Origin of the sequence: Bowmanella yangjiangensis (genome assembly GCF_017255015.1) — a bacterium.
GTDB classification, from domain to species: domain Bacteria; phylum Pseudomonadota; class Gammaproteobacteria; order Enterobacterales; family Alteromonadaceae; genus Bowmanella; species Bowmanella yangjiangensis.
Genome location: NZ_JAFKCS010000022.1, coordinates 1 through 21,538, shown reverse-complemented (window position 1 = coordinate 21,538; position 21,538 = coordinate 1). Strand labels below are relative to the sequence as shown.

The window sequence follows — 21,538 nt, the reverse complement described above, 5'->3', positions numbered from 1 at the left end:
CGAAATGACGGAATTGACTCATGCCATTGCTTCTACCCACCAGGTTTTTAACCAACCTCCGCCGCTTGAAAACTACAATGCCTTCCACGGTGACCGCATGTTGCAATATTGGCTGCGGGTCTTTGGTGCAAAGTGGGCTGAACCCAGGCTTATGGAATTCGGTCATCAGGTCGGTCATGAATTATTGCAAGCGGGTTTCCAGGCCAATAAACACATTCCGGAATTTCTCCCCCACGATCGTTTTGGGCACCGTATCGACCAGGTTGATTACCATCCTGCCTATCACCAACTTATGCAGGCGGCCATTACCGCTGGCCACACCCATTTACCCTGGACCATGCAGGAGCCCGGTACGCATGTGGCCAGGGCGGCCCTGGCCTATCTGCATAATCACGCTGATCCTGGTTCGGGCTGCCCCTTAACCATGACCTTTGCCAGTGTGCCAGCTATTCAAACGCAACCCGACGTGGCGAGTTGTTGGTTACCTGGCATTCTGTCCGGCCATTATGATGGGAGCAATAAGCCCTGGTATGAAAAAGTCGGTCTGACTATAGGTATGGCCATGACCGAGAAACAGGGCGGTTCTGATGTGCGGGCCAATACCACGGTGGCGGTGCCTGTCGGTCAGCCTGGCGCTGGGCAGCTATACAGCCTGCTTGGTCATAAATGGTTCTGCTCGGCCCCCATGTGCGATGGCTTTTTAATGCTGGCAAAAGTGGAGGATCAGCTTTCATGCTTTTTGGTGCCGCGCTGGCGGGAAGATGGCAGCAAAAACCCAATTCACATTCAACGTCTTAAAAACAAACTGGGCAACAGATCCAACGCCAGTGCCGAAATTGAACTGCGCGGCGCTCATGGCTGGCTGGTGGGAGAGCAAGGACGCGGCGTGGCCACCATTATCCAGATGGTGGCGCTAACTCGCTATGACTGCATGATTGGCTCGTCGGCTCTGATGGCGCAGGCGGCCAAGGAAGCCATCTGGCATACGGCCGGTCGCAGTGCCTTTGGCCGGCCGCTGCATTTGCAACCACTGATGCTCAACGTGCTGGCGGATTTGGCCCTGGAAGCGGAAGCCAGCCTGGCCATCAGTATGCGTATTGCCCATGCGCTGGATAATATGCAGGATGCACAGCAGGCAGCGTTGGTGCGCTGTGCCACGGGCATCGGTAAATACTGGGTCTGTAAACGGGCCGTACTGCAAACCTTTGAAGCCATGGAATGTGTTGGCGGCGTTGGTTATGTGGATGAAAATGTCTGCAACCGTTTGTACCGGGAAGCGCCGGTGAATTCCATCTGGGAAGGTTCGGGCAATGTGCAGTGTCTGGATTTACTGCGGGTGTTATCGCGGGAGTCTGACTGTCTGAATGCGTTGATAGCAGAGCTTGAAGCGGCCAGAGGCCGGCATCCTTTGTATGATCGCCGTTTAGAGCAAACCCTGGCCATGCTGGTACAAACAGAAAGCCTTGAATACGCTGCCCGCCATATTCTGCAGCATCTGGCACTGTGCTGGCAGGCTGCCACCCTGCTGCTGCATGGTGAAGGTTGGATTGCTGAGGCTTTTGTACGCGCCCGCCTTGGGCAGAGCAGCCTGCAATTTGGCTGCCTACCCGAAGGGATTAATACCCAGGCTATTGTCGAGCGTTTGTTGGTTAGAATTGATAACCGAACTGCAGGGTAACGCTGCGTCCTTGTTCGGTGTACACGCTGTACATGCCTACCGGACCAAAAGACATATCGGTGGAATAGTTGATGGTATTTTTGTCTGTGAGGTTTTTGCCCAGCACTGCCACCGACCAACCATTGGCATAGTCGGCTAATGCGACGCGCAGATTCAACTTACCGTAGCCGCTTTGTGCGGTAAAAGGGTTGAGATCATAGTTGGTGTAATGCATGGACTTAAATTGGCTTTGCAGATTCACTTTAAGCTCCAGACCGTCACCGATTTCCATCAGGTAATCCAAATCCAGTGAACCGGACCATTTGGGCGCAAAGGCCCCGGTTTTGCCGGACATATCGCAAGATTGCCCATCGGCTTCAACATTATCCGGGGTATACATCAGGCTGTAGAAGCATTTCGCACCTTTGAATTCATCCCAACTGAAATCCAGCCAGGCGAGGTTACCGGATAAACGCCAGTTGTCGGCAAACTGCCAGCGGCCATCTAGTTCAACGCCGCGACTGGTGGACTTACCGCCGTTTTCTACAAAGAAACCGGCAGTGCCATCAAAGGTCGAGGTTTGCAAATCTTCAAATTCCATATTGAACAGGGCCAGATTCAGATCAGCACTGCCATCATCCAAGGTCAATTTGGCCCCCAGTTCGTAGGCGAGGACCGACTCGTCTTCAAATTCCCAGTCTCTGGCCACATTGGCCCTGGCATCAAAACCACCTGCTTTGGTGCCGGTGGATACCGCGCCGTACAGCATACCGCCGCCAAACTTGTACTTAATGTTCAGGGCTGGCGAAAAGGCTTTCTCGGTGCGTTCGCCACTTACCGCATGCTGTTCTAGTTGCAGTTCGCTGGCGAGGATCCCCAGGTAGATTTCCGGCGGCAACTGGGCTGGTAGTCCCATGGCTTGCAGCATGTCCGGTACATTGACTATGTCCTGCTCGGCAAGGATTTCCCCAGTGGATAACTCTACCAGTGTCAGGGTGCGGGAAGCTTGCTTGTCTTCCTGGGAATAGCGTAGGCCAAGCGTAGCCTGCCAGTGGTCGCTAAAGCTGAAGTCCAACTGGCTGAACAAGGCCCAAGTGTCTGAGTCATTCTGGTAGTCCCGCGGCCCCAATGCATTCAGCGGATAGATGCGATAGGCCTCGGCAAAATCCAGTTCGGTCTCTTGGTAGTAAGCGCCGGCGATAAAGTTAAAGGCACCCTGCCAGTCGGAGGTTAAGCGTAATTCCTGGCTGAGCTGGCGGTATTCTTCGTCGTTGTACTGGCGATACACCAGCGGCACCGGGCTGTCATCACCGTCACTGGTCAGGGCCAAATCATAACGTTGCCAGCCGGTTACTGAGGTCAGACTCAGCTCTCCCAACTGCCACTGTACATCCAACGTCAGATGGTCAGCCTGATAGTCTGTGCCTTCGTCTTCCCCCAGTTCTCGTAAGCCTTTTTGCGTTACATCGTCCAGTACATACTGGCGGGGATCGCCAAAATAATCTGGCAACTGGGCTCCGCCGTTTAAGTAGATAGGCTCGGCTACCGGCTGGGCATTTCGCACACCGTCAGAATCTTCACGGTCAAACTGGTAACGTAGCAGGACGTCCACATCGTCGGCCGGTTGCCAGGCCAGGGATACACGCCCTAACAGGCTGTTACGGGCCACTTCATCGCGGCCCATCAGGCTGTTATGCAAAAAGCCGTCTTCATTAATCAATTTCAGTGCCACGCGGCCCTGCAAATTATCCGTCAGGGCATTGCCCACCGCGCCTTCCAGGCTGTACCCATTGTCCAGTTCATAGGCACCATGCAGATAGCCACGTAAGTCATCGGTGGGTTTGGCGGTGAGGATATTCAGGGCACCGGCGGTGGTGTTTTTACCAAACAAGGTGCTCTGGGGGCCGCGTAGCACCTCAATACGTTCAACATCCAGAAAGCTACTGCGCATTAGTTGGGCCCGACCGCGGTAAATCCCGTCCACATAAGTTCCTACGGTTTGCTCAAAACCCTGATTCGACCCCGATCCCAGGCCGCGCATATTGATGGCAAAGCCCTGGCCGGTCTGACCCACCGAGAAGTTGGCAATGCTGCTGGATAGCTGTTCTGCGGTGCTGAGGTTGTTGTCGATAAGTTTCTGCGCCGGGATAGCGGTGATGGAAATCGGCACCTCTTTCACGCTTTGGCTGCGTTTTTGCGCCGACACCATGATGACTTCCAAACCACTGTCTTCGGCCGGTGGCGCTTCCTGAGCCCAGGCTGAGGTGAGGGCTAAGCTGGTGGATAGCGCCAAAGCACTGAGCTTCGAATTAAGGTACATGGGAATTCTCCTGCGTGCGCCCGGCCTTGTTGGTCGGTTTAATTAAATTGGACACTCGTCCAATTTAATTTCCGATGGCGAGAATTGTCAATGCTTTGTAATGAATTTGTTGCTTTGTGTCTGTGCGCTTTGCTAGTGAAAGCGGCTTGACTGCCCCATAGGGCTTGGATAACGTCGGACTTTTGTATTTGGTGAAACGGGGAGACGGGATGACCGGCACGGTGGACAAGAAAACGGTAAAAAGTGAGATCACCCGGGGCAAAATCCTCGAAGCCGCGCTGGATTTGATTGCCGAAGGTGGCCTGGCAGCGCTGTCACATCGCACTATTGCCAGCCGTGCTGAGGTGCGCTTGTCCCTCACCAGCTACTATTTCGGTTCCCTCGATAATCTGATTGAGGCGGCCTTTGACCGCTTTGTCGAACAAACTCAGCCCTATCGTGACAAGGTCAGAGCCAACATTGATCAGCAATGTCAGTTACCGGATGGCTCGTTGTCGGCGGCACAACTGGACGGGCTGACCAGCCAGTTGGCAGACTTTCTGACCCAGCATATCCAAGCCGGGGTCACGCAGCGGCGCCGCGAGTTGGGGGTGGAAAGCCACTTTGTGTATGCCTTTAATGTGGCTGAGCCGCTGGCTGCGAAAATTCAGGCCTTTACTCAGATGCAGTTAAAGATGATTGAATCTGTGTGTCTGCGTTTTGGCAGCAGCATGCCCTGGCAGGATGCGCATTTGATTCTCGCGGCCATCAGCCAGATGGAGTTTGCCCATGCCAACGGCGGACGTGAATTTGATGCTGAATTTGTTTATCAGTGCCTGAAGCGCTTGTTTAGCAGCTTGTTTACTGCGCAGTCCTAGCTTTGCCCATACTGCACGAATGTATTGGCTCTGATACCCAGGCAGCCGCCAATCCCGGTGTCTATCCGGGCAAGTTCGCTCAACCCGCAGGTAGTCTAACAAGCTGTTGACAAACCAACAGGGTGGACTGTAATTTGGACGCTCGTCCAATTTATGCCGGTGAGGCTTTATGGCTCTATCTCCACTTCGTCTGGCGCTGCTCATCGCTGGCTTGTCAGGCAGCGCTGTTCAAGCACAAATGACTCCGGAACAAATGCAGTTGTTGAGTCATAACTGCCTGCAATGTCATGCGGTTGCTCACACCGGTGCGCCACTGCTGGGCGATACTCAGGCCTGGCAGGCGCGTATGCAAAAAGGCCGCGAGCAGATCCTGCTAAACAGTATTGAGGGCGTAGGTGGCATGCCGCCCATGGGCTATTGCAGTGCCTGCACCGAGGAGGATATGCAGACCCTGATCGACTTTATGTTGGGCGATGCCAAGGAGGTGGGGCATGACAAGTAATACGTCCGGCATCAGCAGACGTACCTTACTCAAAGGTTTGGCCGCCAGCGCTGCTGTGCCTATGGCGGGCTGTTCACCTAATCCGGCGTCGCCGCCACTGGCTGCGCCCTACGTGCCGGGCAAACCCCTGCCCTGGATTAACTGGGGCAAGAATCACAGTTGTTATCCGTCACAGCGTCTGGCACCACGTAACGAACAGCAGTTGCTGCAAGGTTTGACCCAGGCCAAAGGCACAGTGCGGGCGGTGGGCTCCAGTCATGCATTTAGTGCCTTAGTGCCTACCGACGATACCTTGCTGACCACGGACTATTTGTCAGGGCTGATTAGCCACGACCCCGCTACCTTACAAGCTGAAGTTTGGGGCGGCACGCGCCTGCATAGTCTGGGCCCCTTACTGGAAAGTGTCGGGCTGGCCACGCAAAATCTGCCGGATATGGATTATCCGTCGTTGGCCGGGGCTATTGCCACTTCAACCCATGGCACCGGCAAACACTTCGGCTCGCTGTCTACCCAGGTGGCCGGGCTTACTTTGGCAACAGTGGATGGGCAATTGCTGGATGTCAGCGCCAAACAACATCCGCAAATATTCAACGCCGCCCGCACCCACTTAGGTGCTTTGGGTGTCGTTTCCAGAGTGCGTTTGCAATGCCAAAGCGCCTACCGTCTGACCGAAGTCAGCCAGGTTGAACCCCTTGAGTTGATGCTCTCAGAGCTTGAGCAGCGTATGGCACAAAACCGCCATTTTGAAATCTTTGCTTTGCCTTATTCGCCCCTTGGTATCTCGGTGGCCACCAATGAGGCCAAAGCCGCAGATGTGAATCAGGGCGAAGAGGATCCCGGTGCCTTGAACCAGCTACGTCAGGTATTCGAATCTGTCTCCTGGCTACCTGGAGTAGGGGAGTCTCTGTATGCCTGGTTGCTGGACAAAGCCTTTGGCGGCAACCCGCCAGTAGTTCGAACCGGCCCCTCTTATCGGGTGCTGGCCCATGCCAGAACCACGCGTTTTTGTGAAATGGAATATTCTGTGCCGGTGGAAGCCGGGCCGGAGTGTTTACGTAAGGTGCTGGATACTATTGTGCGACGTAAGTTGCCAGCCTGTTTTCCTATTGAATACCGGCATGTGAAAAGCGACGACATTATGCTGTCCATGTACCAAGGACGCGACAGTGCTGTGCTATCTATCCATCAGTTTGGCGACCTGGATTACCGGCCGTTTTTTGCCGAGATTGAACCGATATTCCACCAGTACGAAGGGCGTCCCCATTGGGGCAAGATCCATACCTTACAGGCACCACAATTGGCCGCACTGTATCCCAAACACTGGCAGGACTTTCTCGCCATTCGGGAAAGTCTGGATCCCAATGGCAAGTTGCTGAATACCCATTTAAAACAGGTGCTGGGTGTGTAAATGCTGTTTATCCCGGCAGGGGCTTCAACGACTGATTAATGAATTGATAAATGGAGTAGGTTGAGATGACAAGCAGACGCACCTTTTTAAAAGCCGGTGCTGGTGTGGCGTTGCTGGGCGGTGCCTGGCTGGCCAAGCCGCAGGATAATGCCGGTGCCGTTGAGCCTTACTTTCAGGGCTTGTCTTCGGCATTAGACCGCGCTGATGTTACCCATCCGTCGCTACTGATTGATCTGGATAAACTGGACCAGAACCTGGCGGTATTAAATGCATTTTTCAGCCGCCAGCCAGATAAAACCTACCGGATTGTGGTGAAGTCGCTGCCAAGCCCCGACTTGCTTGACTATATAGCCAAGCGCAGCCAAAGCCAGGCTTATATGGTGTTTCATTTGCCTTTCCTGCAAGCGCTGGCCAAAGCCAAACCCGATGCCGACATTCTGTTTGGTAAGCCAATGCCGGTGGCATCCGCCGCGGCTTTTTATCAAAGCTGGCAACCACAATCGCAGGGCTTTGTTCCTGCAGAGCAATTGCAGTGGCTGATTGACAGCCTGCCAAGGCTTGAGCAATACCTGCAACTGGCCAAACAGCAAGGCTTGCTACTGAGAGTAAACTTTGAGATTGATGTGGGGCTGCATCGTGGCGGCTTTAATGAACCGGCCAGCTTTGCCAAGGCTCTGGAATTAGTGGCAGCAAATCCCGAGCATCTGCAATTTTCCGGTTTAATGGGTTACGACGCCCATGTCAGTAAACTGCCCGGCTTTTTGGGGGACCGCGAGTTCATACAAGTGCAGGCCCGTTATCGTGCTTATGTGGAACAGATTCGCAGTGCATACCCCAAGTGGTTTGAGCGGCCGCTGTGTTTTAACGGCGCCGGTAGCCCAACCTTTTTGCGCTACGGTGATGTCACACAAGTAAATGATTTGTCAGTGGGCTCTTGTTTGTTAAAGCCTCTGGATTTTGACCTGCCAATACTTGCAGAGTTTGAACCGGCCGCGGCCATTGCCACTCGTGTACTAAAAAAACAGGTGAATCAAGGAGTGCCGACCCAGGAATGGCTGGGTAGCGTGGCAAGTTGGTGGGATCCCAATCAGCAGGTGAGCTTTTTTATCTACGGTGGTAAATGGCTGGCAGCTCCCTGGTCACCGCCTGGGCTGAGTTTTAATGGCCTGTATGACAGCTCCAATCAGCAAGGGTTAAGTGGCTCAGCACAACTGCCGCTGGCGGTGGATGACTGGGTATTTTTGCGGCCCCTGCAAAGCGAGGCCGTGTTATTACAGTTTGGCCATTTGCTGGCCATGCGTAATGGCCAATTGCTGGCTCGCTGGCCGGTATTGGGGGCCGATGGCCCCTAAACCGCGAAGAGTTGATTAAGATCTTTAAAGGCCTTGAATTCCAGGGCATTACCACAAGGATCGAGTAAAAACAGGGTTGCCTGCTCGCCGGCCTGACCTTTAAAGCGAATATAGGGTTTGATCACAAAGTCACAGCCGGCATGGGTGAGTTTGTCAGCCAGTTGTTGCCAGTCAGACCAGGCCAGTACCACGCCAAAATGCGGCACGGGCACCGCATGGGCATCTACTTCGTTATGCGCCGGGGCGCTGGGCATCTGTTCCACCAAGTGCGTGACTAGCTGATGACCAAAAAAATTCCAGTCTATCCACTGCTCACTGAAACGCCCGGTTTCACAGCCCAGTAATTCCCCATAAAAGCGTCTGGCCTTGGCCAGTGAGGTGACAGGTATGGCTAAATGAAAAGGCTGTAGCATTATTTCACCCACTTGAGCATTTTCATTTTTTTGGCACTAAAGGGCGGGTAACGCCAGTCAATGTCAAAGCGGGTGCTGCGTTTCATTACGGCCTTTAAATGGCTGAAGGTATCAAAACCCCATTGACCATGATAACGGCCCATGCCGCTATTGCCCACGCCCCCAAAAGGTAGCGCCGGGTTAGCCATAAACATGATGCCGTCATTAATACAGACGCTACCGGCACTGGTGCCTGCCAGTATCTGCTGTTCTAAGCTTTGAGAGCGGGTATACAAGTACAGGGCCAGTGGCTTGGCCCGCTGGTTGATAAAATCCTTGGCCTGTTCAATTCGGTCCAGACCGACAATAGGCAAGATGGGGCCGAATATTTCCTGCTGCATCAGCGGGCTGTCCAGGGCCGGGTTTTGTACCAGGGTCGGCGCCATATAACGGGTATTTTCATCTACCTGGCCACCGCATACCACCTTCTGCCCTTCAAGGTACGACTGCAGCCGGGCGAGGTGGCGGGGGTTGATAATTCTGCCATAGTCTGGGCTTTGGGCCGGATTTTTTCCGTAAAAGGCGTCTAACTTGCTGACAATAGCGGCGATAAGTTTATCGACGAAGGCATTCTCCACCAGAATGTAATCCGGGGCCACGCAGGTTTGCCCGGCGTTCATCCATTTGCTCCACACAATGCGCGCGGCGGTGACATCCAGATCGCAATCACTGGCGACAATGCAGGGGCTTTTGCCACCCAGTTCCAGTGTCACTGGGGTCAGGTGGTCGGCGGCGGCCTTCATGACAATTTTGCCTACCGTCTCTCCGCCGGTGTAGAGAATATGGTCAAACTTCTGTTTAAGTACCTCGGTGGTTTGTTCCACGCCCCCTTCCACCACCTGATAGGCGTTACTGTCGAGATAACGGGGCAGCAAGCGGGCAATCAGGGCGCTGGTGTGTTCGGCCAGTTCAGATGGCTTGACCACCGCACAGTTACCGGCAGCAATGGCGGCGACTAATGGGGCTAAGAGTAACTGAAAGGGGTAATTCCAGGCGCCAATAATCAGCACCGTACCCAGCGGCTCGGGTTGCAACCAACTGCTGCCGGGTTGGGCCAGCATGGGAGTGGAAAGCTTGCGGGGCTTGCACCACTTGGCAAGGTGCTTGAGGCTGTGTTTTATATCGTCTTCCAGAAAACCGATTTCCGCCAGCCAGCTTTCCTGTTCCGCTTTACCCAGATCCTGCCTGAGCGCCTCAACAATATCCTGCTGATGAGTCAGGGTCATGGTCAGCAACTGATTTAACTGCTGACGACGCCAGCTTAAATCTTTAGTGACGCCGGTATTGAAGTAGCTGCGTAAGCCTTCTACCTGTTGTGCAATTAGCCCAGTCATGTGCATCCCGAATAATTCAAACAGGTGTTCACATTATGCTATTCCTGCGGGGGGAACAAGCGGCTTATTGTTATCCGTTTCAGATAATTGGTCTTTCGTCCAATTATTTCTATGATGCTGGCGAAGCGCAGCAACTTGCTTGTCTGGCTTGCTGCTTATCTGTGTCCAGCGACAGGCTTTGCTCGGCGCGGGCTAAGGCCTTGGCTGCGTGCAATCTGGCTGCTTCACGCATACCAGGCGCCGGGCAGTCAGCCAGCGCCGTCAGGGTTTTCTGTAGCTTTAGCACCACTTCAATACTGCCTGCACCGTCACGACCTATGGCGTTAAAGGCATCGTCAAACAAATCCTGCATATCCAGTTCAGGCACTTGGATGCGGTCGAACCTGCAGTCGGCCATATCCTCTGTGGCCACTGGCTCATTCCACTGACTAAACAGCCGGGCGAAGCTGGATAGCACATCTATCGCAGTACCTGCATCATTAACCGCAGGAGACAGGGCCTTACAGGCAACCTGCGAAAGCACCACCAAACCAAAGCGAGGATCTTCAATAAAGGTGCGGTTTTTGCCGAGAATAAAGGCACTTTGCAGTGTGCTGATATCTTGCTCATCCAGAGCTCTCTGCCCGCCTACCAGCAAAACCGGCTGGCCGGGAAAGACAAAACTGCCAGGTAACACCAATAGCCTGACGGTCATGTCCAGCCGCTCGGCCAATTTTTGAATGCTGCTAAGTTCGATGCGCTGAATATAGCCGGGCTTGAGTATGTACACTTCCCTATTCGGGGCTGATACAGGGGCAAGAGCAATGCCGCCCATCAGCGGTGCTTGTTTGCGATGTTCTAAGGCTTTGGCGGTGGCTTCTTCAATTTTATCTATGGTGGAATTAACCCGGCCAAGGCGGGCAATACGGTCGACCCAGCGTACAAAGGTGACAATGACTGCCGCCAGTACCGAAAAGGTCATACAAAACAGCACAAAGTGACCGCCCTCGGCATAAAAGTCGTTTTTCACCGCAACTATGGCTACCACACTGAAAATAAAGGCGCCGATAAAGGTGGCCAGGGCGTTTTGTGACACATCATCGGCAATTACCAGGGCGAAGGAACGCGGTGTGGCACTGTTACCAGCGCTGGCATAGGCTGCCACCATAGAGCCCACGCAGAAGGTGGCTATCACCAGCATGCTGGATGACATAATACTCAGCAGGGTTTCCAGGCTGTCGCGGCTGATGCTGGGTAGATAAACGGAGAGCCCGCTGTTGCCCAGCCACTGAGCCATAAAAGCGGCAACAACAGACACCAGGCACATCAATAACGGCCGTACCCATAAGCGTTCGGATAACTTATTGGCCAAGAATGTCATTCGACTAACCATGCTCGCTCCTTTCTGGTTTGGCTGTTCCGCTGCGTAACGAGCATAACACAAACAAAAAAGGCCCGACGATGCGGGCCTTAATCGCAAATGCCACCTATAGATAGGTTTGCAGAAACTTCAGATAGGCTTCCTGGGCGGTAATGCGGTTGGCCTTGCTGCGAAAGCCATGGCCTTCATCAGCAAACAGCACATATTCCACCGGCACATTATTAGCGCGAATGGCTTCTACCATCTCGTCACTCTCAACCTGCAGAACCCTGGGATCGTTGGCCCCTTGTACTACCAGCACCGGCTTTTTGATTTTGTCGGCATGGAATAGCGGTGAAATACGGGTCAGGCGTGCTTTGTCGGTAGCCGGATCACCCAGTTCGTCGTACAGAGACTGACGGAAGCTCTCCCACCAGGGTGGAATACTTTCCAGTGTGCGCACCCAGTTGGTGACACCGAAAATATTGATGCCTAGTTTAAACTCATCGGTGAAGGCCATGGCGGCCATGGTCAGGTAGCCGCCATAGCTGCCGCCCATCACGGCAATACGCTCGCCGTCTACCCAGTCCAGACTTTGCAGGTATTTTTTGCTGTAAACAATGTCCTGCAGATCGTCTTCGCCATGGCGTTTGTCATCCAGATGGAAGAAGGTTTTGCCATAGCCTGATGAGCCACGGTTATTCACCCCCAATACCGCATAACCATGATTGACCAGATGCTGGATAATGGCGCTGTAACCCTTGCGGGTTTGACCGCCGGGGCCACCGTGGATAAAGATAATCGCCGGTACTTTATGACTGGCACTGGCTTGCTTGGGTTGGTACTGGATAGCCGGAATAGTGATGCCGTCAAAACTGGGAAAGCGCACTACCTCACTGCTGACCAGATACTGGGCGTCTATTTGTGGGTTTAGTGACTGACTAAGCTGCTTGGCGGCACTGCTGCCAACCTGCCAGCTAAACAAATTGGACGGAGACACATCGGAATTAATGTAGAACACCATGCGCTGCTCGTCGCGGCTGAAGTTTACCCCGCGCAAATCTCCGGCCGGTAAGGCCGGTAACAGCAGTTCTTTACCACTGTGTGTATCCAGAATCGTCAGGCGGGTTTGGGCATCCGCGTTAACACCGGTTACCTGATAACGGCCACTATCCGAGTAGTAGACAAAAGACACATCCCAGTTGTCGGCATAGTGCAAGTTACGCTGACCTGATAACAGGTTATAGGACCAGGCCTGGGTAAACTCTCCCTGGGCGTTGCTACCGTAGATCAACTCATCACTGTCTGGGGTAAAGCTAAACACGATGTGACTGACTTTGCCCTGATGGGGGGTGATATGCAGAGGTGGGGCGGCAAGTTGTTGCAGATTAGCCACATAAATATCGTCATCGGCGTTGCTATGCACTTTCATCAAGGTCAGCCAGTTACCGTTTTTACTGATCTCACCCAGCTCCCAGCCCTGGGTGTTTTCAAACACCAAAGTACGGCCGTAGTCTTCGCTATCGTATCGATACAGATCAAAGGCTTTGGCATCCCGTTCATTGGTGGCCACATAAAAGTGAATATCGTCCTGATGCCAACCCATAAACTGTGCTTTGAGTTTTTCCCCTGGGGTGATGTCGCGGCTGCTACCGTCTTCTTCCAACACATATAAATGGTGTAGCTCGTTACCCCCTTGATCTGAGGTATACAGCACTCGGTTATCTGCCGGGAACCAGCTTACGCCGCTGATGGCATCGGTGGTGGAATGGATTAACTGAGTCGGCGCACTGCCATCCAGGGGGTAACTGTAGGCATTAAACACGCCGCTGGCGTCACTGCTGACCAGCACCTGGCTGTTGTTGTGGTTAATGGACGAACCATACAGGCTCACCGTGTCATAAAAGCTTTGGGCACTGTATTGAGGAATTTGTACGGGTTGTATTTGTGCCGCGCTTTGCTGAGCATCCGGCGCCTTGGCGCTCTGACAACCTGCCAGCAAGGCGGCGCTTAGGCAAAGGGCAGACCAATAGTGGCTGGGTTTCATAGTGATCCTTGTATTTTTTGCAGTTCCACAAGGTTTTGTATAAATACTGACCGGCTTAGTCAAGCTATTGCTGCCTGAAAATAAAACTTGTCTTTATGTAACCCTTGGGTATCAATAGTTACCCAAGGGTATCATGAAAATATTCTTGAAAAGGAAGCAGAAGATGACAAATAAAGCCATTTCCCTCTATGAACGTGAGCAACAGTATCTTAAGCGCAATGCCGTCTGCAGCCTTGTTATGGCTGTAGTGCTGGTCGTTATCTGTCTGGATAAGTGGTTTAACGTAGCATTCGCCAACTGGCTGTATGCGGCCACTGTACTGGCAGCGCTTGTTTGTATGTTAGTCACCATACGTGATTGCGTTGGCAGTGTTAAAGCTGCCTTCTGGTATGGCGAATTTCAGGATGAATTTGCCAACCACCTTCATCAGCGCGGCTGTAAGAATGCCTTTCTGATAATTTCGATAGCACTGGGGGCAACCTTTGGTGCAACAACAGATGGCAAACAAATATCCGGGCAAGGTATCAGCGCGGCATTGGGTGCGGTATTGCTGATTGCCTATGCACTGCCAGTACTGAAAGGCTTGAGGGCAGAGAATGAATGAGCAACTGGATAACCATATTCACAAGCTGCGTACTCAGCGCAAGGTCTCTCAGCAAGAACTGGCGGATGCTATCGGCGTATCACGCAAAACCATCAGCACGGTGGAAACCGGGCGTTTTACCCCGTCGGTGGTGATAGCCCTGAAAATGGCGCGTTTTTTTGAGGTGCCGGTAGAGAGTATCTTTGCTCTGTTGGATGACCAGAGCTGATATTGGTACAACGTTGATTCAATGCGTAAACGCCCGATATAGTTATCGGGCGTTGGTTGTTTGGGGGCTCAGGCATTTTCACCTTTAAGGCTTGGGACTGAAGTCGGTTGAGTTTAGGTAAAGACGATAGCTATGACATTGGAGCAATTCTCTCTGACCCATTGATTTCAATAAGGCCTCTTTGTGGCCGTTACCAGGAAAGGCGGGCTACCACGCGCTTTTCATCGGCGTGCAGTGCAAACGACCAGCCATTGCGCTCACACAAGCGTTGCACTATACCCAACCCCAGACCATAGCCCTGTGCTGAAGCGTCGGTAGCTAAGTGCGGCTCGTCAGCTTCACTGCTTAGCTTATTGGTCACCAGTAGTTCCTGCTGGTCAATCCGAATCGTGATGGGCCCCTGACCGGCGAGGGTATGCTCAAATGCATTGCGTACCAGATTATTAACCGCGATAGCAAAAGCTTGCGGATGGCCGCAAACTCTGGGGTTAGCGCGCTGGTCAATGTCAACATCGACTTGCTTGCGGCTTAGCAGGTGGCGCTGCTGGTCTATGGCGCTGCTCACCAATGGCGTGACAAAAAACTGCTGGTGATATAAGCCGTCGTCGGTTTCGCGGGCCAGGCATAAAAACATGTCAATGGTGGTTTTCATATCAAGGGTGGCACGGCGTACCCTGTCCAGTGCCTTTCTGTCGCTGGCTGACAGCTCGCTGTGTTCCAGCAGCTCAAGTGCGCCGGTAATGACCGTGATGGGCGTGCGCAGCTCATGGCTGGCGGAACTGGTAAAATAGCGCTCCCTGGCCATAAAGGCGCTGATACGCTCAAGCGTTCTCTCAATGGTTGCTGCCAGTACGCCAACTTCATCATCGCCAAAGCGGCTGGATTCAATGCGTTTATAATCATCCATCGAAAGCTGTTGTACGTCGATATCGGCCACCGCTTTGGCCAGTTGCGCCACCGGGGCAACAGCCTGGCGCATGACCAGCACACCCAGCCCGAAACCCAGCACACCAAGGGTACCCACAACAGCGCTGATCACCAGCAGCAGCCACCAGTCCTCTGACGATGCCGCTTCAATTCCGGTAACGTCGAATACCACAAAGGCCCGTTGCTGATTGCCGTTGGCGATGACCGCCACATGCAGCTCTTCGGCTTCAAATTCGTACAACCCTTCCGCCGGGTTTGTTTGCGCCCACGCCTGCAGCGATGCCGGCAGGCTGGCAATCGTATCGTAGCCGCGCAGATTCGCTGGTATAGCGGGATAGCTGTTGGCGGCAACCTGCAACTGCTGGGTTAGCACCCGGTCTTCGCTTAACCGGATGGCGGCAAAAAAGGCGAATCCCCAGGCCAGGCTAAGCACTGCAACGCAGATGGCAAAGGCAATGGCAACACGCTTGCGCAAACTATGGCGGTACACTAATTATCGTCCAGTGCAATGCGATAACCAATACGATGCACGGTATGAATAAGCGGGCGTTCAAATGGCCGGTCGATAGCCTGACGCAGCTTATACATATGCGAGCGCAGCGCATCACCATCGGGGCGTTCGTCTGCCCATAATAAGGTTTCCAGCTCATCGCGTGCCACCACAGAGGGCGCCTGCTCCATCAGGCGCTGCAGTAATTTCATACCCGCAGGGTTTAGATCAATCCGTCTTCCTGCACGAGACACCTGCAGCGTCGACTTGTTGAGCGCCAGATCCGCCACCGTTAACAGACAATCGGTTTTACCGTGGCTGCGTTTGTACAGGGCCTGCAGGCGCGCATGTAGCTCCTGTAAGGCAAAAGGTTTAACCAGATAATCATCGGCGCCTGCCGCAAAGCCTTTTAGTTTATCGTCGAGGGTGTCTCGTGCCGTGAGCATCAGCACCGGCGTTTCGATTTTGGCATCGGCACGCAGCTTGTGGCAGAAACTCAGGCCATCCATGCCCGGCAGCATCAGATCCAGCACAATCACATCGAAGGTATTGGTTAACGCCAGGTACATGGCGCTGATGCCGTCATAGGCAAAATCCATCACATAGCTATGCTTTTCAAGATAGCTGGCAATGTTCTCGCATATGTCGCGGTTGTCTTCGACAATCAGCACCCTAACCGGTGCCACACCAAGCGCATGTACCATAGCTGTTGCTCCTAACCAGGCCCCTTACCAGGCATAATCCAGTCGCAGACCAATTAACGGCTCTGCCTCGCTATCGTCCTGCACCAGCACACCGCGGCGATAGTCAAACTCGGTATCATCGCTTGACGAGGCTGCCGTGACGTTAATCACATCAAGAAAGGCTGTGACATCAACCGGCCCAAAGGCGCGCCGATAGTCAACCCGAAGGTTTAACAAGCCAGCGCCGTCTTTGCGACCAACATTACGCTCAGTGATCTCTTTTGAGTAACGCAGCATTTGCCCCGGCCCCAATACGTCTGCATGAATAACAAAGTTATCATCTGGGCGACCGGAAAGGTATTTGTAGCGCGCTGCAACTTTCCAGCGGTCGCTGATTTCCCAGGTCAGGCCCAGGGTGGCGACATGCTTGCGGTTAAATTCCGCCGCCACCTCACCGCGCCCGTCCTTGCGGTCAACTACTGCATCGTTGTAAGAATAGGTGGCGCTGGCGTACAGGCCTTCGAACAGCGTACCGTTAACCACAATATCGACCCCATAGGAGCTGCCATCGCCCAGGTTGGCAAAGGTGCCGCTGGCCCGGTCAAGGTCGACCACCAGGTCGTCGAGACGTTGATAATAGGCCTCGGTTAATACCGACCAGTTGCTGTCGGGGAAGTATTTTAAACCTATGCTGGTATGGGTGATTGTTTCATTCTTAAGTGTGTTTGACTCGTTAGCGGCCAGTTCTAAGTACCTTGGCGACTGATGGAACAGCCCGGCGCTGGCAAAATACCTGACTTTTTTACCCGGCTGCCAGTTAAGGCTGAGCCTGGGAGCAACCAGGCGTTCATCGGCAAAACCATCGCGCTCCAGGCGTAAGCCGGTGCCAACATCCCAATCACCGAATTGAAAAACCTGCTCGACATAGCCAGCATAGCTGGTTTCTTTGTGTTTTATTGCCGAGTTGATGTGCGAAGGCGTTAGCACAATATAGCGCTGCTGTGGGTCAGCTCTGAAGTCATCATCGTCGTACACAAAGCGGATCCAATCGCCATCCAGCACCGTGCTGTAGTCCAGTTCAATTTGCGTCAGCCGTACCCCGGCACTGAACAGCCCCCAGTGATTGGTTGTCTCAAAATCACTGCGCCAGCCAAGCTCGGTTTCATCTTCAGCGATGCTAATAATATCTTCCCTAACCGGGAAACTGGCGGCCGGTGAGCCTTCTGGCACCAGATCAGGAAAAGCTTCACCTTCTGAGCTTAGCTTGTCGCTTTTGCGGTAATACAGCTTATTGGTCCAGACCGCTTTTTCACCCACTAATGAGCGCAATGTCAGGCCATATAAATCACTGTCTTGTTTGAAGTCCAGCAGCGCGGCATCTTCAAAGTTGGGTGAGGCAAACACATGCGTAACGTCGCGGCGATAGTCTTCCTGCGTATCCATCAGCAGAATTTCAACGCTGTGGTTCTGGTTAATAGGTATCACTGACTTTAGGATGATATCTCTTAACACCGGCTCGCCAATATCCAGCTCTTCAATGGTTTCAAACAACTGGCCAAAGTCCAGGCGCCGGGCAGAAAACAGCATCGTTGCGTCATCACCAACCGGGCCATCGTAACCCACCTCAAACCCAGCCAGGTCGTAGCGGAAACTTGCCGATGGGCTTGGATTGCCATCGGCAACCTGCAGTTTCAGTAGCGATGCCGCCCGCCCACCATAGGCCGCTCCCCAGCCTCCGGGGGAGAACTCAGCGCTACTGATCACATTCGGGGCGAAAATCGAGAAACGGCCACCACCGCCAACATCTTCCTCTTCCCCTAAGGTGGCATCAAAGTGCACCGCTTTATCAAAGGGAAAGTCATCAACGAATATCAAATTATCTCTGGGGCCACGGCCACGTACGCTAAAGCTGGCAAATTCACTGGCTGATGCCAGGCCTGGTAAGCCGTCCAAAGACAGCAGTGGATCGGCGCCACCGCCCACCGCGCTGCGCAGCGCCTCGCGGTCCAGATAGGTGCTGGAGCCTGAGGCAAAGGTATCGGCTTGCTGCGCTCTAACCTCTACCACTTCAATGGCTTGCTCTCTAAGTTCGAATGCCAGTTTGATATTTTTCCGCGTCACCACCCGTATGCTTGGCTCATACAATGAGGCGAAACCGTTTTTGGCCAGGCTTACCGAGTACAGACCGGGGTCAAGCTGTTCAATAACGATGCGCCCCTGTGCGTCGGTTGCAAAGGTTTGTGTGGACGAGGTTTCCCGTTCCCTGACGGTAATCTGCACATCCGCAAGGGGGCGCTCAGTATTCTGATCTTTAACGATAACAGTCAGCGCACCGGGTGCTTCTGCGGCCTGGCTGAAAAGTGGCAAGCCAATCAGCAGCGCCCACAGAGTCAACCAGGATATTTGCGTTAATTGCCTGTTCATATTGCTACCTTCCAAATGTTGAGCCTATCTATTTGATGGAACAAAGGGGAAGCTAGCAAAGCCAATGTGACTAAAATGTCGCCAAGATGTGAAGGTTATACCCGCAGAGTGAGATTTTTCTATATTGGCGACAACGAACTGAATAACGCAGTATCAACTGTCTGCTTTTGCTGTACCAATTGGCTAACCTCTCTGTTCTTTATGAGACGCAGTCCTTTGCGCGCCTGTTATTTTTACAAACATGCGTCCTGCCTGTTGGCTTTCAGGCTAGCTAAAGCTGTTCAATCTGTTTTTTGACTATGTATGTAAAACTGTTGCAGGTCATTGGATAGCTTTACTACAAAGGATGAAAGAGATTGCCCATTCTTCGTGTTCTTCTGATCTTTGTGGTGAGGCTGTATTTTAAAACTCCTTAAACACGAAGAACGCGAAGTCCACGAAGGGGCTTGCTTTCCCAACTTGGCAGTTGAAAGCGCAAGATGTCTGACTCACTGAAATCGAGTAAGCCAGTTCCGGTCTGCAATCATCACCTTTAAATTCAGGGAGACTGAAGCAGTTTCTCTAAGGTCAAGAGTAAGAGTGATGGCACAGGGGCATTTCTCTATGATGCTATTGATCGTTTTTGCGCCGTCTGGCTAAATCATTGCCATATAGGCAGTTAAATCAAACAGGGACAGTTTATCTCTGCGTTTGCCCGATAGCGTGGCAGAACCCTGGGATAGGGGCATTGCATTTGTGATAAGAAAAGATAAACACTATACCGCGCTTTTGCGGTATGCCCATAAGTTGGCATGGCATGCCGATGAAGCTGAGGATCTGCTTCAGACCGCACTGCTTGCCGCCATCGAGACAGGTCGAACCGATATGGCCTGTGTTGATAACCGCCGCTGGTTAGTTGGCGCTATTCGAAATCAGTCAGCCTTTCATGCCCGCTCGGCCATAAGACGGCGAAAACGGGAAGCGTCATTTGCCTACTTAAGTGATGAGCAAACACAAAGCGAAGCATCAACCACCTCTTTTGTCAGCAGATTACCGCCAAGCCTTAAAACGACCGCGCTTCTGGCCCTAACCGGGCATACTAAAGCTGAGATAGCCTGGTTAATGCGTGTGTCAGATGCGGCCCTGCGCCAACGCATAGTGCAAATTAAACGGCGCTGGCGTCAGTTCGACGGCAGTCATGTACTTGAACTTAGAGGTTTAAAAGAGGGGCTGGCGTTTGGCCGCATACGTCAGGCATTACGCAAATTGCCTTGCAGGGAGCATGTGATGCTCGCCACTCACGACCCGGACGGACATCTTTTTATGCTTAGCTCACAAAACGGCCCATTGCGGCAACCTAGGATGAAATCAACCCAAAAAAAGGAAAAAGACAATGTTTGGTCAAAGTAAGCTTGGCGCTATTTGTTATTACGTAAGCGACATTGATAAGACCGAAGCCTTCTACCGCGATGCGCTGGGGCTGGCGATGCAGAGAATGGAAGGTGAAGACGGTGACTGGTTAATAGCGCAAACGGCCAATGAGGTGGAACTACTGTTCTTTAAACAGGAATCACGACCAGGAAACACACCCATTATTGTGTTTGATCTGCCCGATGGCGGTATCGACGATGTGGTTGCCGCGCTATCAGAAAAAGGCGTCACCATAGTCACGCCGGTGAGCCACGCCCCCGGCGGCTGGTCTGCAGAAATCGCCGACCCAGACCATCACCAGATATCTATGTATCAATCCGAAGCAGTGCCGCGCAAGCTAAATTGAGTGCTGTTTGGCGTAAGCGCCACAGAGTTTTAGATGGATAACGAAGAAGGTAAGCCGAGAAGCACAATAGTGCCCTCGGCTTTTCTTTTGGGCCAGTTAAGGCTGATCGTAGTGACCACCAATAGCAAAGATATAAGTGCACTCATCGTCGAACCGATATATCAAACGGTCTTTTTGTGATATCCGCTTGGACCACAAGCCAGAGAGGTTGTGCTTCAGTGGTTCTGGCTTTCCCAGTCCGGAAGATGGGTCATCGGAGCGCAGCATTTCCTTGAGCAATTTACACAGGGCCTTGTGCAGAGGTTTGTCTTTTTCGCGCATAGCCTCATACGCTGCCCAAGTGTTGCCCTCAAATACCAGTGATCTCATCCATCTGCTCGCCAGTGGGTTTATAGCCTTGTCCACGGGTGTGGGTTTCAAGAGAGTCGGCAATCTGCTGCATAAGATTCTTGCTTTGGAGTACGTGAAGAGTTTCCTGCTCTCGTTCCCAGTCGTCGGCACTTATCACCACAAAAGCCTCTCCTGCACGGCGCGTTACCTTGAGCGGTTCGTGTCGGCTAACCACTTGCTCTACAACGCTTTTAAGGTTATCTCTGAATTTGTTTACACTGATTGTGTCCATAAAACGGCACCTTAATGTACGGAAGTTCCGTACTAGTATACGCCAGGAGCCTTAACAAGGCCAAGCGCGCCTGCTTTTTAGTAATAGGGCCAACAGACCAGGTTCGTTGAAATTGTGCAAGCCAGAGTTTATCTGTGATGAAAAATACCTTCTTCGTGTTCTTCTGATCATCGTGGTGAAGCTGGTATTTTAAAACTCATTAAACACGAAGAACGCGAAGTCCACGAAGGGATTCAACTACTAAATAAAGCAGCTAAAGAGAGCGTTCTGTATATCTAAAATGGTACGAAACAGTTCCGCCTTTCCCCCGACACTATATCGATACCACCAAAAAAACTCTTGCTGGGCAAAGGGTTACAGGCGTGCTACAAAATGACAATGTAAAAATCACGTTTTACCGAATCACAGAGGGCGGCAGTGATCGACAACTCTGAATAATCCTCTAATCAGCCTCGCGGATCAGCTACAGCTATTACGCTGTAAGTGAGATCCAACAAGCTGATCGGAGGCTGACATGAACTACTATAGCGCAATAGATCTTCATTCCAACAATAGC

At 52.6% G+C, this 21,538-nt stretch carries 19 protein-coding genes; 9 read left to right on the top strand and 10 right to left on the bottom strand.

Annotation, left to right across the window (positions count from 1 at the left end):
- Positions 1 to 4 precede the first annotated feature (4 nt).
- Positions 5 to 1,678, top strand: a complete 1,674-nt coding sequence (locus J0A65_RS17795; RefSeq protein ID WP_206595695.1) for an acyl-CoA dehydrogenase family protein — start codon at positions 5 to 7, stop codon at positions 1,676 to 1,678.
- Here the strand turns inward: J0A65_RS17795 and J0A65_RS17790 are convergent.
- The gene (locus tag J0A65_RS17790; RefSeq protein WP_206595694.1) at positions 1,650 to 3,977 is read right to left on the bottom strand and encodes a TonB-dependent receptor; all 2,328 of its coding nucleotides are present in this window, start codon (positions 3,975 to 3,977) and stop codon (positions 1,650 to 1,652) included. The two genes, J0A65_RS17795 and J0A65_RS17790, sit on opposite strands and share 29 nt — an antisense overlap.
- A 209-nt stretch (positions 3,978 to 4,186) precedes the next feature.
- Between J0A65_RS17790 and J0A65_RS17785 the strand changes: the two genes are divergently transcribed.
- The 4 genes from J0A65_RS17785 to J0A65_RS17770 all read left to right on the top strand — a co-directional run bounded on the left by J0A65_RS17785 (position 4,187) and on the right by J0A65_RS17770 (position 8,096).
- Entirely contained in the window at positions 4,187 to 4,834 is a 648-nt protein-coding gene (locus tag J0A65_RS17785) for a TetR/AcrR family transcriptional regulator (protein WP_206595693.1), read from the top strand.
- 169 nt (positions 4,835 to 5,003) lie between these two features.
- Positions 5,004 to 5,336 carry a c-type cytochrome gene (locus J0A65_RS17780; RefSeq protein ID WP_206595692.1) on the top strand — a complete coding sequence of 111 codons (333 nt, stop codon included), beginning with the start codon at positions 5,004 to 5,006 and terminating at the stop codon, positions 5,334 to 5,336.
- Positions 5,326 to 6,744 carry a D-arabinono-1,4-lactone oxidase gene (locus tag J0A65_RS17775; protein ID WP_206595691.1) on the top strand — a complete coding sequence of 473 codons (1,419 nt, stop codon included), beginning with the start codon at positions 5,326 to 5,328 and terminating at the stop codon, positions 6,742 to 6,744. The genes J0A65_RS17780 and J0A65_RS17775 overlap by 11 nt, the downstream gene beginning before the upstream one ends.
- A 65-nt stretch (positions 6,745 to 6,809) precedes the next feature.
- Positions 6,810 to 8,096, top strand: coding sequence for an alanine racemase (locus J0A65_RS17770; RefSeq protein ID WP_206595690.1), 1,287 nt, complete (start codon positions 6,810 to 6,812; stop codon positions 8,094 to 8,096).
- On the opposite strand, the gene J0A65_RS17765 is transcribed toward J0A65_RS17770, so the two are convergent.
- The 4 genes from J0A65_RS17765 to J0A65_RS17750 all read right to left on the bottom strand — a co-directional run bounded on the left by J0A65_RS17765 (position 8,093) and on the right by J0A65_RS17750 (position 13,268).
- Complete coding sequence (locus J0A65_RS17765; RefSeq protein ID WP_206595689.1) at positions 8,093 to 8,509, bottom strand: VOC family protein; 417 nt, start codon at positions 8,507 to 8,509, stop codon at positions 8,093 to 8,095. The genes J0A65_RS17770 and J0A65_RS17765 overlap by 4 nt on opposite strands.
- Positions 8,509 to 9,882 carry an aldehyde dehydrogenase family protein gene (locus J0A65_RS17760; RefSeq protein ID WP_232850034.1) on the bottom strand — a complete coding sequence of 458 codons (1,374 nt, stop codon included), beginning with the start codon at positions 9,880 to 9,882 and terminating at the stop codon, positions 8,509 to 8,511. The genes J0A65_RS17765 and J0A65_RS17760 overlap by 1 nt, the downstream gene beginning before the upstream one ends.
- 109 nt (positions 9,883 to 9,991) lie before the next feature.
- On the bottom strand, positions 9,992 to 11,254 hold the full coding sequence (locus tag J0A65_RS17755; protein ID WP_206595687.1) for a DUF2254 domain-containing protein: 1,263 nt from the start codon (positions 11,252 to 11,254) through the stop codon (positions 9,992 to 9,994).
- A gap of 94 nt (positions 11,255 to 11,348) precedes the next feature.
- Complete coding sequence (locus J0A65_RS17750) at positions 11,349 to 13,268, bottom strand: S9 family peptidase (RefSeq protein WP_206595686.1); 1,920 nt, start codon at positions 13,266 to 13,268, stop codon at positions 11,349 to 11,351.
- 163 nt (positions 13,269 to 13,431) lie between these two features.
- On the opposite strand from J0A65_RS17750, the gene J0A65_RS17745 reads away from it, so the two are divergent.
- Positions 13,432 to 13,872 (top strand): hypothetical protein, encoded by a 441-nt coding sequence (locus J0A65_RS17745; protein WP_206595685.1) that lies wholly within the window; start codon positions 13,432 to 13,434, stop codon positions 13,870 to 13,872.
- On the top strand, positions 13,865 to 14,080 hold the full coding sequence (locus J0A65_RS17740; protein WP_206595684.1) for a helix-turn-helix transcriptional regulator: 216 nt from the start codon (positions 13,865 to 13,867) through the stop codon (positions 14,078 to 14,080). Before J0A65_RS17745 ends, J0A65_RS17740 begins: the two co-directional genes overlap by 8 nt.
- Positions 14,081 to 14,270: 190 nt before the next feature.
- On the opposite strand, the gene J0A65_RS17735 is transcribed toward J0A65_RS17740, so the two are convergent.
- Genes J0A65_RS17735 through J0A65_RS17725 form a run of 3 tightly spaced genes read right to left on the bottom strand, consistent with a single transcriptional unit; the run spans position 14,271 to position 18,604 of the window.
- Complete coding sequence (locus tag J0A65_RS17735) at positions 14,271 to 15,497, bottom strand: sensor histidine kinase (RefSeq protein ID WP_206595683.1); 1,227 nt, start codon at positions 15,495 to 15,497, stop codon at positions 14,271 to 14,273.
- Entirely contained in the window at positions 15,497 to 16,201 is a 705-nt protein-coding gene (locus tag J0A65_RS17730; protein ID WP_206595682.1) for a response regulator transcription factor, read from the bottom strand. Before J0A65_RS17730 ends, J0A65_RS17735 begins: the two co-directional genes overlap by 1 nt.
- A 24-nt stretch (positions 16,202 to 16,225) precedes the next feature.
- The gene (locus tag J0A65_RS17725; protein ID WP_206595681.1) at positions 16,226 to 18,604 is read right to left on the bottom strand and encodes a TonB-dependent receptor; all 2,379 of its coding nucleotides are present in this window, start codon (positions 18,602 to 18,604) and stop codon (positions 16,226 to 16,228) included.
- Positions 18,605 to 19,339: 735 nt separating this feature from the next.
- On the opposite strand from J0A65_RS17725, the gene J0A65_RS17720 reads away from it, so the two are divergent.
- Together J0A65_RS17720 and J0A65_RS17715 are read left to right on the top strand one after the other, a co-directional pair.
- Positions 19,340 to 19,993: an RNA polymerase sigma factor gene (locus J0A65_RS17720; RefSeq protein WP_206595680.1), complete on the top strand. Its 654-nt coding sequence runs from the start codon at positions 19,340 to 19,342 to the stop codon at positions 19,991 to 19,993.
- Positions 19,977 to 20,360, top strand: a complete 384-nt coding sequence (locus J0A65_RS17715; RefSeq protein ID WP_206595679.1) for a VOC family protein — start codon at positions 19,977 to 19,979, stop codon at positions 20,358 to 20,360. Before J0A65_RS17720 ends, J0A65_RS17715 begins: the two co-directional genes overlap by 17 nt.
- Positions 20,361 to 20,456: 96 nt before the next feature.
- Here J0A65_RS17715 and J0A65_RS17710 read toward each other — a convergent pair whose 3' ends face one another.
- Together J0A65_RS17710 and J0A65_RS17705 are read right to left on the bottom strand one after the other, a co-directional pair.
- Positions 20,457 to 20,729, bottom strand: coding sequence for a Txe/YoeB family addiction module toxin (locus J0A65_RS17710; protein WP_206595678.1), 273 nt, complete (start codon positions 20,727 to 20,729; stop codon positions 20,457 to 20,459).
- Positions 20,710 to 20,982 (bottom strand): type II toxin-antitoxin system Phd/YefM family antitoxin, encoded by a 273-nt coding sequence (locus tag J0A65_RS17705; protein WP_206595677.1) that lies wholly within the window; start codon positions 20,980 to 20,982, stop codon positions 20,710 to 20,712. Before J0A65_RS17705 ends, J0A65_RS17710 begins: the two co-directional genes overlap by 20 nt.
- Positions 20,983 to 21,538 lie beyond the last annotated feature (556 nt).

What these genes read in the sequence shown, in the direction of transcription:
- J0A65_RS17780 (WP_206595692.1), top strand. Translation starts at nt 5,004, where the DNA reads ATGGCTCTATCTCCACTTCGTCTGGCGCTGCTCATCGCTGGCTTGTCA.
- J0A65_RS17770 (WP_206595690.1), top strand. Translation starts at nt 6,810, where the DNA reads ATGACAAGCAGACGCACCTTTTTAAAAGCCGGTGCTGGTGTGGCGTTG.
- J0A65_RS17795 (WP_206595695.1), top strand. Translation starts at nt 5, where the DNA reads ATGACGGAATTGACTCATGCCATTGCTTCTACCCACCAGGTTTTTAAC.
- J0A65_RS17750 (WP_206595686.1), bottom strand. Translation starts at nt 13,268, where the DNA reads ATGAAACCCAGCCACTATTGGTCTGCCCTTTGCCTAAGCGCCGCCTTG.
- J0A65_RS17775 (WP_206595691.1), top strand. Translation starts at nt 5,326, where the DNA reads ATGACAAGTAATACGTCCGGCATCAGCAGACGTACCTTACTCAAAGGT.
- J0A65_RS17745 (WP_206595685.1), top strand. Translation starts at nt 13,432, where the DNA reads ATGACAAATAAAGCCATTTCCCTCTATGAACGTGAGCAACAGTATCTT.
- J0A65_RS17755 (WP_206595687.1), bottom strand. Translation starts at nt 11,254, where the DNA reads ATGGTTAGTCGAATGACATTCTTGGCCAATAAGTTATCCGAACGCTTA.
- J0A65_RS17715 (WP_206595679.1), top strand. Translation starts at nt 19,977, where the DNA reads ATGTTTGGTCAAAGTAAGCTTGGCGCTATTTGTTATTACGTAAGCGAC.
- J0A65_RS17765 (WP_206595689.1), bottom strand. Translation starts at nt 8,509, where the DNA reads ATGCTACAGCCTTTTCATTTAGCCATACCTGTCACCTCACTGGCCAAG.
- J0A65_RS17725 (WP_206595681.1), bottom strand. Translation starts at nt 18,604, where the DNA reads ATGAACAGGCAATTAACGCAAATATCCTGGTTGACTCTGTGGGCGCTG.
- J0A65_RS17785 (WP_206595693.1), top strand. Translation starts at nt 4,187, where the DNA reads ATGACCGGCACGGTGGACAAGAAAACGGTAAAAAGTGAGATCACCCGG.
- J0A65_RS17705 (WP_206595677.1), bottom strand. Translation starts at nt 20,982, where the DNA reads ATGGACACAATCAGTGTAAACAAATTCAGAGATAACCTTAAAAGCGTT.
- J0A65_RS17710 (WP_206595678.1), bottom strand. Translation starts at nt 20,729, where the DNA reads ATGAGATCACTGGTATTTGAGGGCAACACTTGGGCAGCGTATGAGGCT.
- J0A65_RS17760 (WP_232850034.1), bottom strand. Translation starts at nt 9,882, where the DNA reads ATGACTGGGCTAATTGCACAACAGGTAGAAGGCTTACGCAGCTACTTC.
- J0A65_RS17790 (WP_206595694.1), bottom strand. Translation starts at nt 3,977, where the DNA reads ATGTACCTTAATTCGAAGCTCAGTGCTTTGGCGCTATCCACCAGCTTA.
- J0A65_RS17730 (WP_206595682.1), bottom strand. Translation starts at nt 16,201, where the DNA reads ATGGTACATGCGCTTGGTGTGGCACCGGTTAGGGTGCTGATTGTCGAA.
- J0A65_RS17740 (WP_206595684.1), top strand. Translation starts at nt 13,865, where the DNA reads ATGAATGAGCAACTGGATAACCATATTCACAAGCTGCGTACTCAGCGC.